Source organism: Spirosoma horti, from assembly GCF_054776595.1.
Genome location: NZ_BAAHBQ010000005.1, coordinates 584,339 through 597,338, shown reverse-complemented (window position 1 = coordinate 597,338; position 13,000 = coordinate 584,339). Strand labels below are relative to the sequence as shown.

Below are 13,000 nucleotides of genomic sequence, written 5' to 3'. Positions count from 1 at the left end.
GGTCGTTATTCAGAAAAGATGGGCAATATAAATAAGTCTTCAACCCGAATAAACGCCCCTTTTTTTTGCGGAAGTATTTAAGGATGAATGGCGGTTATATAGGTCCGTGTCTTGTTCCCACTATCCATGACGACACGGTTTATGAGGACAAGACACTTACTCAAAGGTCGCTGAACTGCTGTCTGACTACATCGATGCCTTGCTTCACCTCGGTATCGAAGTCAGTCCAGTTACATTCCAATGACAGGCCACCGCTGTACTTGATCTTTTTCAGGGCTCTAAAATAAGGCTTAAAATCATCGCCCGCGATGCCGGGGGCTGTCCGTTTTTGCTTCTCGGCCAGATGGCAATGCACAATGTACTCTTTGTACTTGATGATTTCCTCCGGTTTTTCATCGTCCTTGAGCATATGGTAGATATCGCACTGCAACCTGAACCACGGATTGTTAACCGCCTGAATAATCTCAACGCCCTCGGCCAGACTGTTAATGAAGTTGGTTTCGCTTCGGTTAAGCGGTTCAACGGCCAGCGTAACCCCATATTTTTCGGCTAGAGGAGCCATTTTCCGGCAAAGCTCGATGTGTTGGGCCTTTGCTTTGTCGCGGTCGAAGCCATCAGGTATGGCCCGCGAACCACCACTACCAAACACGATGTTTTTTGAGCCACATTCCTTCGCTCGCTTCAGAGCCAGGTCAGCGCGCTCCAAAATAGCCTCGTGGTGTAAGGTCGGCCCCACCGACTTCAAGCTGCCGGGAAAGAAATAGATATACGACCGAACGGGCATGCCCACCGTTTTTAACTGCTGCAGGTTTCGGGCGTATGCCTCCTCGCCCCCATCAGGCAGTAAAAAACGGCCAACGCTTTCTTCAACAAAAGAATACCCCAGCTCTTTCAGCATGGCGGCTTTCTCATAAGGCGCACACACGCCTAATGGAGGCAGAAACGAGGCCTTATCAGCGGAAAATGTCAATGCTCCGGCGAGTGGATTAATCCCGATAGTGCCCACCAGAGCAGCTGCCGATGTTTTCAGAAAGCGTCTCCTCGACGGGTCGTTGTTGACTTGGATCATGTGTTTAGAAAATCTATTTACCCGAATGCCCCGCTGGCTTTTCCCGCGATTGATCGACACAACTTGTCAGGGCCCGATACGTATGATAGGCGGCTTTCCAGATGTGGCCCTTCTGGCCAGTACGGCGCTGGGGATCTTTGTCGAGACCTTCTTCGTACCAGTCCCCGTGTTCATGATCGATCAAATAGGTCTGACAATACTGCCAAAGCAATTTATAGTTATTAAAATACTGCATGGGATCGTTGGGGTATTTTTTGGCCATGAGCAGCAGGGTATTGAGCCCTTCTGCCTGTGACCACCAGTTTTTACTTTCCCGAATAATGGACATACCGGGTTTATCCTTAAAATAATACCCCTGGTCGTAGAAGCCCCCCACCGATTTGTCGAAGCCCGTCGTCAGGGCGTGATCCACCATTCGCTTGCCTACGTTGAGCGTCGTTTCATCGTTTTTCAATCCCAGCGCATGAGACGCTTCGAGCATCAGGTAAGCCGTTTCGACATCGTGCCCGAACGAAACGTGATCCAGATTACGGTGCTTGAGGATAACCGCTTCCGACGAATCCCGAAACGACACGGGCGTCCAGTCGGGTAGGAAAAATAAGACCAGATTACCTTTGGGCGTCGTGATTTTATCCCGAATCAGGAGGAGCATTTCATTCAGGCGCTCCCGAACCAGTGGATCAGGCCAAACGGAGTAGAGTTCGGTCAGGGCTTCGAGCAGGTGTATCGAGCTGTTCTGGTCTTTGTAGCCAAGATCGGAGGTCGACGGCACGGTGGCATCCCGTTTAATGGGCGTACCATTCCGTTGCAGGTGTTGAAAGTACCCTTTATAAACCGGGTCGTGGCTGTGCTGTTCCAGCCAGTTGAATGTCTTTTTTGCCAGGTTCAGGGCGGCTGTGTCCTTCGACATGTGATAATAGGCACTCAGGGCATAGAGGCCAAAGGCGTTTCCGTAGGCTTCTTTGTTGCCGACCCCTTTGACCGTTCCTTTTCGATCGACCAGCGTATAAAACCCGCCGTATTCCTTGTCCCACATTTTATCCCGCAGGAACTGAAAACCATGTTGAGAATTGGGCTTGTAATGGGCAACCGACGGGTACCGCTCGGCGGCTTTGGCGGTTGTCCACACGTGGCGGGCCTGGGTCACGATCATCTTGTCCTGTGGTCCCGTTGGCTTAAAGTCATAGGTAAACGCGCTCAGAAACCCGCCAAACTCCTTATCGACCGCTAGCGGATACCAGTAATTAAGCATTTCCGTACGGACAGATTTTTCCATTTCGGCGTCAATTCGGGATCGTTCGGCGTTGGTTTTCTGGGCGAGACCAACCTGCGTCAGCCCGACGGTCAGCAAGCCAAGACAGAGCGTAACTACACTGTTTTTCATAAGGTTATGTTTAGGAGTCGGTTCATCTCGGCATCACCGAGATCGATACGGGTTCTCGGCAGTAAATCCTGCACGTTCGGCATCCATAGACAAAGGCTAAATCGTATCCGAATTTAACTACTCGCCCGGCGCGCAGTATACTTAAAACGAGCAAGGTCAACTTTTCAAAAGTAAGTTCAGGCTGGCGGGTTAGCCAATAGGGTAATCCCTACATTTTTTACTCAACTCGCAGTATGGCTCGTTGACAGGTAAATGCCTGAGCTGACAGGGAGCACGTATGCCGGTAATGCATGCTGGTATTCGGTATAGTCGGGGATTATGCTCGACATCAGTGATTGTACTTAACAACAAATAACGCCTGAGCGCAGTCTACGACTATGCTCAGGCGTTATAATGATTGAATTCCTTAACCTATATGTTTAGGCAACGCTAACTTCGGTCTGCTCCTGCTGAATGGCACTGGAGTCCATGTACATAATTTCCCAGAGGTGGCCGTCCAGATCCTGAATTCCATGACCGTACATGAAACCCTGATCCTGTGGCTCATTGGGTGTCGTTGCTCCGGCCGATACGGCTTTACTCACCCACTCATCGACAGCGGCCCGGCTGTCGGTCGATAGGCAGATGATCGCTTCGTTGCTTTTTGTGGTATCAACGATTTCTTTTTTGGTGAAGCTCTTAAAAAACTCCTCGACCAATAGCATCACATAGATATCCTCGCTGATAATCATGCAGGTAGCCTTCTCATTCGTAAACTGAGGATTAAAGCTGTAGCCTATTTTCGCAAAAAACTCGATCGACTTATTCAGGTTTTTAACGGGCAGGTTTACAAAAATTTTGGTTGCCATAAGTATGTTGTTTTGTTTTTGAGTTTACCATACAAAAATACGGGCGAACCCGTTTTTGACTGGTGCGTCAATGCGACAATAGCAGGGGCGAATCCGTCAATTACGGGCCTACCTAAACCGACACATTTCATGCTTCGATTCGTTTATTTACTCATGTTTATGACCGTAGCCGTTGGGCTATCTGCCGGATTCAAACCAAGCCCAAAAACCAAAGCAATTGTGCTGGCCTACGTTGGCGGCTTCCGTGGCCTGGTCAATACCGACAACATTGCCGCCGAAAAACTGACGCACATCAATTACGCCTTCGTTGATGTCAGAAAGAACAGGGCCTGGCTGCACAACCTCGCTACCGACTCGACCAATTTCAAGCACCTCAACCAGCTTAAACTCCGCAACCCCGACCTCAAAATCCTGATTTCGATTGGCGGCTGGGCGTGGAGCGAAAACTTTTCCGATGCGGTTGTGAGTGATACGGGACGCGTAGCCTTTGCAGCATCAGCAGTGGATATTGTTCGGGAATACCAGCTCGACGGCATCGACATTGACTGGGAATACCCCGGCATGAAAGGCGAAGACAACGTTTTCCGGCCCGAAGACCGGGAAAACTTCACCCTTTTGTTTAAAGCGCTGCGGGAACAACTCAACGGACTGAAGCAACAAACGGGAAAGGATTATCTGGTAACGACGGCACTGCCCGGCTTTGACGCCATTTTCACCCATACCGACATGGGAAAGGCGCAGCAATATCTTAATTACATCAACGTCATGTCGTACGATTTTTTCACCGAAGGGCCATTGGCTGGCCATCACACGAACTTATACCCATCGGGCAAAGTCGATAACGAAACCTCGGGCGACAAAGCCGTGAAGCTGTACGAAAAAGCAGGTATTCCCGCCGAAAAGCTCGTGTTGGGAATCGCCTTTTATGGTCGGGCCTGGCAGTTGCAAACGGGCAACCCGAAGGCCCATCCACGAACCATCACGAAAGTGGAACGGGGCGGTGGCTATACCTTTATCAAAGACAGTTTGCTCACGAACCCGGCTTATAAACGCTATTGGGATCGGAAGGCAAAAGCGCCCTATCTGTACAATGCCGACCTGAAACAGTTTGTCTCCTACGATGACGAGGAATCCGTAAAAGCCAAGTGTCGTTATGTAAAAAAACATGGGCTGGCGGGCGTCATGTTCTGGGAGTATTTCAGCGACCCCAAGGATTATTTACTGAGCGAGATCAACCGGCAATTGTAGCGAATCACTCGGATGACAAACTTTTTTTGTTGTTCATGCCCCCTCGTTACAACCCTTTTTGCGGTGCTGGTATCCTCATAAAAAAACAAATTACCAGTACTATGCTAAAGTCAGTAAAACAACTTTCTGGTTTACTCATCCTTGGAGCGCTTCTTTTTTCAGCCTGCAAATCATCCGAAACAACCCCATCCGACTCTGTTTCAATCGGTTTGCACCAATCGGGCCGATTGGGTTCGGATGTTGTCGTTCGGGCCGATTCCATTCAGGATAGCCGCTGTCCGTTGAATGCCACGTGTGTCTGGGCGGGACAGGCCAAGGTTAAATTGCTCGTATCAAAAAATTCAGATTCAACCGCTGTTCGGCTGTCATTAGGCGCTGATCCGGGAAGTACGAACAAACGGCCAGACTCAACGACTGTTTCACTGAAAAACGAAACCTACAAAGTGATCCTGCGCGAAGTGAATCCTTTTCCAGGTTCAGCCTCTACCACACAACCGCAAACGGCTGTGGTACAGGTAACAAAATTATAAGCGTTCTTCAACGGCTTTTTGTAATTTGAGGGCTGCAACATATCGTTGCGGCCTTTTTTTGTACCCAACTAACTTCTTTTATGAGAAAATTGTATTTACTGGCAGGCTTGTCGCTGCTGGCAGCTCCTCTTTTTGCCCAACGGACGCTAATTCACTGCGGCAATCTCTTCGACGGTGTCAGCAATGGTTTGCAGCCGCAAATGACCATCGTCGTTGAAGGAAATAAAATCACGGCTGTTCAGAAAGGTTATGCCAGTCCAGCGGGTCAGGATCGGGTGCTGGACATGAAGTCAAAAACCGTCTTACCCGGCCTGATCGACATGCACGTTCACCTGGAAAGCCAGACTCGCCGGGGCGGAGCCATTGACGGCTTCACTAAGAACCCATCCGACATTGCCTATCAGGCGGCTCAATACGCGAAAACGACATTGCTGGCCGGATTTACAACCGTCCGCGACTTGGGCGGCTCCGGAGTAAACGTATCGCTTCGTAACGCCATCAATGCCGGTCTGGTCGATGGCCCGCGGGTGCTGACGGTTGGTAAATCCATTGCCACAACGGGCGGCCACGCCGATCCGACCAATGGCTACCGCAAAGACCTGATGGGTGATCCAGGCCCGGAAGATGGCGTCATCAACGGCCCCGAAGATGCCCGCAAAGCCGTTCGGCAGCGGTATAAAGATGGGTCTGACCTGATCAAAATTACGGCTACCGGCGGTGTACTGAGCAACGCGAAAGACGGTTCGGGGGCGCAGTTTACGGAAGAAGAAGTCAAAGCGGTGGTCGATGCGGCCAAGGATTATGGGTTTGCCGTAGCGGCCCACGCTCACGGCGCCGAAGGCATGAAGCGCGCCATCCGGGCAGGGGTGCAGACCATCGAACACGGCACACTGATGGACGATGAAGCCATTGAACTCTTCAAAAAATATGGCACTTACTACGTGCCAACGATCATTGCCGGGAAAACAGCCGCCGATTCAGCCCGGCATTTTGGCTATTATCCGCCCCTGGTTACCCCAAAGGCGCTGGCAATTGGCCCGAAAATTCAGGCTACGTTTGCCAAGGCGTATAAAGCGGGCGTTAAAATTGCGTTTGGCACCGATGCAGGCGTTTACATTCATGGCTTCAACGCCAAGGAGTTCGAATATATGGTTGAAGCGGGCATGCCACCTGTCGAAGCGATCAAGGCGGCTCTGATGACCAACGCGACGTTACTGGGCATGAATGCACAAATCGGCTCGGTTGAAACGGGAAAATTGGCTGACATCATCGCGGTGGATGAAAACCCAATCCAGAACATCAAAACCCTGCAAGCTGTGCGGTTTGTGATGAAGGACGGAAAGGTCTACAAGCAGTAATGCGGCAAATGAACTAGTGGGCTAACCTGAATGCGTTAGCCCACTAGTATCAATTCATTGACGCGTTTGGCTTCTTCATGCTGCACCCAATGGGTTGCATCGTCGAAAAACACGACTCGGCCATTATCACACAGATCCATACTGAGCTGCGCCATTTCACGCTTCAGAAACTGATCGCGGACACCCCAGATCAGTAACGTCGGTACGGCGACCCGAATAGACGGGCGTTTCGCCGGTGGTATCCGGAGTGCGGCCCGATACCAGTTGATCATCGCCTTGATAGCTCCCGGCTGCAACCAGGCAGCTTTGTACTGCAGGAGATCCGTCCGCCTGAATGTCCCGGGGCGGCTGCTTCCCAATAGTGTTTTTACCAGGGCCGTCGCGTTCCCTAACCGAGTGACAAATTCAGGAAGTACCGGTAACTGAAAAAAGCCGATATACCAGCTGCGCAGCATCTGACCAACATCACGACTGGCAAATTTCTTCATGGCAATCGGATGCGGCACATTTAAGACAACCAGCCGTTCGACCCGCTCCGGAAACGAAACAGCTGTCCACCAGGCCACAGCCGCCCCCCAATCATGGCCCACGACCACGGCCTTCTGTCGTCCGGCGGCATCAATGAGGCCAATCACATCGGCCACCAATATATCCAGCGCATAGGCCTTTACGTCAGCTGGCTTGTCGCTTAAGTTATAACCGCGCTGATCGGGTGCCCACACCCAGAAACCGGCCTCCGCCAACGCATCGATCTGATGTTTCCAGCCGTACCAGAACTCCGGAAAACCATGCAGCAGAATGAGTAGCGGCCCTTCCGTCGGTCCGGCCTGAACAACATGCAACCGTACGGGTGGCTCACCAGCAGCCTGGCCAATTATGTCGACAAAGGTGTGCGTCATAGACTGGACTAGAAACCAAAATACTGTTCTGCATTCCGATAACAAATGTCCTGGACAATTTGCCCCACCCAGTCAATATCGTTCGGTAACTCGCCGTTTTCGATGTCGTTTCCGAAAAGGTTGCAGAGAATTCGCCGGAAATATTCGTGGCGACTGTAGGACACAAAACTGCGCGAGTCGGTGAGCATCCCCACAAAAGCACTCAGCAGCCCCATGTTCGAGAGGGCGTTGATCTGCTTCTCCATCCCGTCTTTCTGATCCAGGAACCACCAGCCGGAGCCAAACTGCACTTTTCCCCGCACGGAGCCATCGTTGAAGTTGCCAACCATAGTGGCCATCACTTCATTATCGGCCGGATTGAGGTTGTACAGAATCGTTTTGGCCAGTTTATTCCGGTCGTCCAACCCACCCAGAAAGCGGGACAGTAAAGCCGCCTGCGGGAAATCGCCAATGCTGTCCCAACCCGTATCGGGACCAAGGTCGCGCAGTCGGCGGATGTTGTTGTTCCGAAGGGCGCCCAGGTGAAACTGCTGGGTCCAGCCTTTTTCGTGATCCCACTCGGCAAACTGCACCAGCATGAAGGATTTAAACTTCAGCACATCCACCGGCGAAACGTCAACGCCCCGGTGCAAATGGTCGAATATCCGTTGTACATCGCCCTCTTTATACGGTTCGGCATAAATCATTTCCAGACCATGATCGGACAGGCGGCAACCCATTTCGGCAAAATAATCGTGCCTGGATTTCAGCGCGTCGAGGTAGTGCGTTAACGTCAGAATTTCCCGGTTCGTCACCTCGCCCAGCTTGTGCATATACGCCCGCAGGGCCGCTGGATCCTCGGCCGCCATGGCCTTATCGGGCCGGAAAGTCGGCAGCACTTTTGTACTGAACGCGGTGTTACCAGCCGATCTCTCCTGAGCTACTTTACGGTGGTGTTCGAGTGAATCCAGCGGATCATCGGTCGTGCACACAACCCGCACATCGAAATGGGTGAGCAAAGCCCGCGTGGACCAATGCGGCAGTTGTTCGTTGCACGCATCATAAATTGACCGCGCCGTCGACGGCTTGAGCACGTCCGTAATCCCGAATGGATTCTTCAGTTCCAAATGCGACCAGTGATAAAGTGGGTTTCGGAGGGTGTAGGGAATGGTTTCAGCCCATTTTTCGAACTTCTCCCAATCGCTCGCATTACCCGTGCAATACTGCTCAGGAATACCATGCGTACGCATAGCCCGCCATTTGTAATGATCGCCATGAAGCCAAAGCTGCGTCATAGTCTCAAATTGCCGGTCGGCGGCAATCTGGTCGGGAGGCAAATGGCAGTGGTAATCAATGATCGGCATCTGCCGGGCATAGTCATGATAGAGCCGACGAGCCGTTTCGGTTTGCAACAGAAAGTCGTCGGATAAGAACGTGGAAGCGGGAGCAAGTGTGTGCATGCGGATTAAAGCAGATGCCGGTTCAATTCTCCCGGCTTTGGGGGTATTTTTTTACAGGCTACTAAATACTCAGGTAAGGTAAAAAAGCACCCGTGGTGACTTTTCTCCCAAAAAATCTTAGTTGATTTGCAAATGCCCATCCCCACTGGTCGTTTTCGCTGGCGTATTGTTACGTTGCTCTTTCTGGCAACGTCCATCAATTATATAGATCGGCAAGTGTTGTCGTTCACCATGACGGATGAGTTGTTTCGGAAAGAAATGCTTGATGTGGCTCCCGATGCCATGCTGACCAGAGAAGCAACCGACCGATTCAAGGTACTCTATGGCGATGTCGATGCGGCTTTCAAATTTGCCTACGCCATCGGGTTCCTGCTCGTTGGCTGGCTCATCGACAAGATAGGCACCAGACGAGGCTTCTCACTGGGGATTCTGGTCTGGAGTGTTGCGGCCGTACTGACGGCCTTCGTGAATACCATTGCCGGGTTGCGCTGGATGCGGGCGCTGCTGGGCCTGGGCGAAGCGGCCAATTTCCCGTCGTCCATAAAAACCATTGCCGAGTGGTTTCCCCGGCGCGAACGATCGTTTGCCAATGGCCTCTTCAATGCGGGCGCCAACGTAGGCATCATTCTGACGGCGCTGTCCGTGCCTTACCTGATTTTAGCCTTTGGCTGGCGTAGTTCCTTTTTGATTACGGGCGTGCTGGGTTTTGCCCTGCTTATGTTCTGGTGGTTTACCTACAGCAAACCCGAACGAAACCCGCACGTATCGGCCGAAGAGCTGGCATATATTCGGAAAGACGACGAGAAATTACCGCCCCTGAAAGTTTCCTGGGGTCAGTTGCTGGGGTATAAACAAACATGGGCGTTTGCTATCGGAAAGTTCATGGCCGACCCAATCTGGTGGTTCTATATGTCGTGGCTCCCCGACTTTTTCAATTCCAACGATGCCCTCAATGAACGGCTCGATCTGAAAAGTTTTGGCATTCCGTTTCTCATCATCTACGCTGTTTCCGATGCGGGCAGCGTCTTTTTTGGCTGGCTCAGCACACAGTTCATGCGCTGGGGCTGGTCGGCCAACCGCGCCCGAAAATCAACGATGCTCATTTGCGCGCTGTGCGTAGTCCCGATTTTCTTTGCGGCTCAAACCAATAGTCTGACGGTTGCTATCGGGCTGATTGCCCTGGCAACAGCCGCTCATCAGGGCTGGTCGGCCAATATGTATACCTTTGCGTCGGATCTGTTTCCCCGAAATGTAGTGGCTTCTGTTACGGGTATTGGTGGTATGTTTGGCGCGGTGGGCGGTATCTTGCTGGCCTTGTTGTCTGGACGAATTATTACGGCCTTTGGCTATCTGCCCATGTTTATTATTGCCAGTTGCTCGTATTTGATCGCGCTCGTTATTATTCATCTGGTCTTACCGAAATTAGAGCCGGTACGAACAGAAGAGCTTCTGAACGAGTATAGTATCAACGGGAGGTCGTAATGCGGCTTCCCGTCAAGTTACATTTATACCCCATCTCACGCATGAAAATTGTCACCTTTGGCGAAGTGATGCTTCGACTAAGTCCGCCCGGCGTCGAACGTTTTGCCCAGACCGATACGCTGGCGATGCACTTCGGCGGCACAGAAGCCAATGTGGCCGTATCGCTCGCGCAGTTTGGCCTGCAGGCTGCCCACGTCACCCGCTTTCCGGATCATGCGCTGGGCCGCGCGGCTTCTGGTTATCTTCGTAAATACGCCGTTAGTACCGAATACATTCGTCACGGTGACGGACGATTAGGTCTTTATTTTTTGGAAACGGGGGCCGGTAGCCGGGCCAGCCAGATTATTTACGATCGGGCAGATTCCGCGTTTGCCCGCATTCGCCCGGACGAGATCGACTGGGAAACCGTTCTACAGGGCGCTTCCTGGTTTCACTGGACGGGCATCACGCCCGCCCTCTCGCAGGGCGCGGCCGACTGTTTGCTGGCAGGCATACAAACCGCCAACCGGCTGGGCGTTCCGGTCTCTGCGGACATTGTTTACCGAAGTAATCTATGGCAATATGGGCGAACTCCCCAGGACATCATGCCCGCCCTAACCGAAGGATGTACCCTTGTGCTGGGCAGTAAAAACCTGTTCTCCGACCTGTATGGGGTAGTTGGGAGCACCTTTCAAGAGTCGGGACGAGCCCTGATGAAACGATTCCCCAATGTGCGCTACATCACCGATACCAAACGGCGATCGATCAGTGCATCGCACAACCAGTTATCGGCCAAGCTCTTCGACGGGGAAGATGTTTATAAATCCCGGACCTATGATATCAACCCCATTACGGATCGAATCGGCACGGGCGATGCGTACATGGCGGGCCTGATCTATGGTCTATTGACATTCAACGACTTGCAGCGAGCCGTTGAATTTGGTACAGCCGCGTCGGCCTTAAAGCACACCATTCCGGGCGATGTAAACCTGGCCACCGTTGCCGAAGTAAACACGCTGGCCAACGGCGATAGTTCGGGCAAGCTGAAGCGGTAAGTGTTTATGATAACCCTTGCGAATGGCGCTTTTGATAAGATTGCCGTTTAGGATAACGATGTAGTTCGTATTATTGCTGAATTATGACCAATTAAGGCAAAACGTCAAGTATAGTTAATAGTAAATCCATCTGACTGATGACCGAAGGCCCGCTTACCGCACACCCAACCATGGCTAAATTAACCCGTTCGACCCACCCCGCTCCCGTTTTTCCCGAAAAGATTCTGCAATTCGGCACGGGTGTCCTTCTGCGCGGCTTACCCGATTATCTAGTACAAAAAGCCAATAGCGAAGGGCGATTTGAAGGCTCTATCGTTGTCGTCAAATCGACCGATAGCCAGACCGACGAATTTTCGGAGCAGGACAACCTCTATACGGTTGCCGTTCGGGGGCTGCAACAGGGCAAAGAAGTATCCGAAAATACCGTTGTTTCGGCCATCAGCCGGGTATTGGCGGCTCAGACTCAGTGGAATGATGTGCTGGTGCTGGCCCGGAATCCAAAACTACAGATCATTATCTCCAACACAACCGAGATCGGGTTGAACTACGTTGAAGAGAGCATTTTCCAACACCCTCCGCAGTCTTTCCCAGCCAAGCTAACGGCCTTTCTTTATGAGCGGTTTAGGAGCGTTGGCGGCTCCAAAGCAAAAGGTCTCGTTGTTATTCCTACCGAGCTGGTCACCGACAATGGACTGAAACTGCGGGATGCGGTTGAGAAGCTTGCGCAATTCAATGAACTAGGCAAGCTCTTTACGAAATGGCTTAAGTTCCACGTCCGGTTCTGCAATTCGCTCGTTGACCGCATTGTTACGCGCCCCACCGAAAGCGCCCAGCAACTCGTACAGCAGGAAACCGGTTACCAGGATGACCTGCTTACGTTTACCGAGCCGTATCATCTGTGGGCCATCGAAGGCGACGACCGCGTGCGACAAACGCTGTCGTTTGCGGGGCCATCTACCCCCCAGATCATCATTGATGAGGATATAAATTTTTACAAAGAGCGCAAGCTGCGGGTACTCAATGGCACTCATACGCTTACCATGCCGCTGGGTTATCTGCTAGGACTGGAAACGGTTGCTGATGAAATGCTCCACCCGTCAATGAGTCAGTTTATTGAATCGCTGATGTTGAAAGAAATTGTCCCGACCGTGCCCGATTATGGCATTCCGGGTATGGATAAAGCCGCCGTTGAGCAGTTTGCCAACGATGTGCTGGATCGGTTCAGAAATCCGCATCTCGACCATTTGCTGCTCAACATTTCACTTCAGCAAACGGCAAAAATGCAGGCCCGTAACGTAGCAACGCTGCAACGATACTACGAACAGTTCCACAAGGTGCCTACCCTGATGGCACTCGGCTTTGCCGCCTACCTGCTGTTTATGAAAGCGGTTCGGGAAGAAAAGGGACAGTTTTTTGGCGAGATCGCACTGCCCAGCGGTGGCAAGCTCAACTACCCCATCCGGGACGACAAAGCCGGGTACTTTTATGGCGACTGGAAAACCGTAAAAGAGCGCACGCCAGCCACCGTGCAGGCGTTTGTCAAAAGCGTTTTGTCCGATACGAAACTCTGGCAAGTCGATCTGACCACCCTCCCCAGTTTCAGCGAAGCCGTTGCTCAATACCTAAATTCACTCCTTACCCTGGGCATCGTCAAGACGCTGGAAGGCGCCATCGAATAAATGTAATCCAGACATTGGGGGTACAAAATC

11 protein-coding genes are annotated in these 13,000 nt (G+C 51.8%); 6 read left to right on the top strand and 5 right to left on the bottom strand.

The features are described from left to right. Positions 1-160: 160 nt before the first annotated feature. From ACYVAM_RS17590 to ACYVAM_RS17580, 3 genes are all read right to left on the bottom strand, one after another. Positions 161-1,069, bottom strand: coding sequence for a sugar phosphate isomerase/epimerase family protein (locus ACYVAM_RS17590; protein WP_461069295.1), 909 nt, complete (start codon positions 1,067-1,069; stop codon positions 161-163). A 13-nt stretch (positions 1,070-1,082) separates the two neighbouring features. Further along, the gene (locus tag ACYVAM_RS17585; protein ID WP_461069293.1) at positions 1,083-2,453 is read right to left on the bottom strand and encodes an AGE family epimerase/isomerase; all 1,371 of its coding nucleotides are present in this window, start codon (positions 2,451-2,453) and stop codon (positions 1,083-1,085) included. Positions 2,454-2,872: 419 nt separating this feature from the next. Then, a complete protein-coding gene (locus ACYVAM_RS17580) occupies positions 2,873-3,301 on the bottom strand; it encodes a VOC family protein (RefSeq protein WP_461069291.1) in 429 nt (142 codons plus the stop codon). Positions 3,302-3,430: 129 nt separating this feature from the next. On the opposite strand from ACYVAM_RS17580, the gene ACYVAM_RS17575 reads away from it, so the two are divergent. The 3 genes from ACYVAM_RS17575 (at position 3,431) to ACYVAM_RS17565 (ending at position 6,437) form a co-directional block, all read left to right on the top strand. Continuing rightward, positions 3,431-4,549 (top strand): glycoside hydrolase family 18 protein, encoded by a 1,119-nt coding sequence (locus ACYVAM_RS17575; protein ID WP_461069289.1) that lies wholly within the window; start codon positions 3,431-3,433, stop codon positions 4,547-4,549. Between the two features lie 101 nt (positions 4,550-4,650). Continuing rightward, positions 4,651-5,079, top strand: a complete 429-nt coding sequence (locus ACYVAM_RS17570; protein WP_461069287.1) for a hypothetical protein — start codon at positions 4,651-4,653, stop codon at positions 5,077-5,079. A gap of 80 nt (positions 5,080-5,159) precedes the next feature. Continuing rightward, positions 5,160-6,437, top strand: coding sequence for a metal-dependent hydrolase family protein (locus ACYVAM_RS17565; RefSeq protein ID WP_461069285.1), 1,278 nt, complete (start codon positions 5,160-5,162; stop codon positions 6,435-6,437). Between the two features lie 35 nt (positions 6,438-6,472). Here ACYVAM_RS17565 and ACYVAM_RS17560 read toward each other — a convergent pair whose 3' ends face one another. Both ACYVAM_RS17560 and uxaC read right to left on the bottom strand, forming a co-directional pair. Continuing rightward, positions 6,473-7,336, bottom strand: a complete 864-nt coding sequence (locus ACYVAM_RS17560; protein WP_461069283.1) for an alpha/beta fold hydrolase — start codon at positions 7,334-7,336, stop codon at positions 6,473-6,475. Positions 7,337-7,344: 8 nt separating this feature from the next. Next, positions 7,345-8,775 (bottom strand): glucuronate isomerase, encoded by a 1,431-nt coding sequence (gene uxaC, locus ACYVAM_RS17555; protein WP_461069281.1) that lies wholly within the window; start codon positions 8,773-8,775, stop codon positions 7,345-7,347. 132 nt (positions 8,776-8,907) lie between these two features. On the opposite strand from uxaC, the gene ACYVAM_RS17550 reads away from it, so the two are divergent. The 3 genes from ACYVAM_RS17550 to ACYVAM_RS17540 all read left to right on the top strand — a co-directional run bounded on the left by ACYVAM_RS17550 (position 8,908) and on the right by ACYVAM_RS17540 (position 12,970). Next, positions 8,908-10,257, top strand: a complete 1,350-nt coding sequence (locus tag ACYVAM_RS17550) for an MFS transporter (RefSeq protein WP_461069279.1) — start codon at positions 8,908-8,910, stop codon at positions 10,255-10,257. Positions 10,258-10,298: 41 nt separating this feature from the next. Next, a complete protein-coding gene (locus ACYVAM_RS17545; protein WP_461069277.1) occupies positions 10,299-11,291 on the top strand; it encodes a PfkB family carbohydrate kinase in 993 nt (330 codons plus the stop codon). Between the two features lie 170 nt (positions 11,292-11,461). Continuing rightward, a complete protein-coding gene (locus ACYVAM_RS17540; RefSeq protein WP_461069275.1) occupies positions 11,462-12,970 on the top strand; it encodes a tagaturonate reductase in 1,509 nt (502 codons plus the stop codon). Positions 12,971-13,000 lie beyond the last annotated feature (30 nt).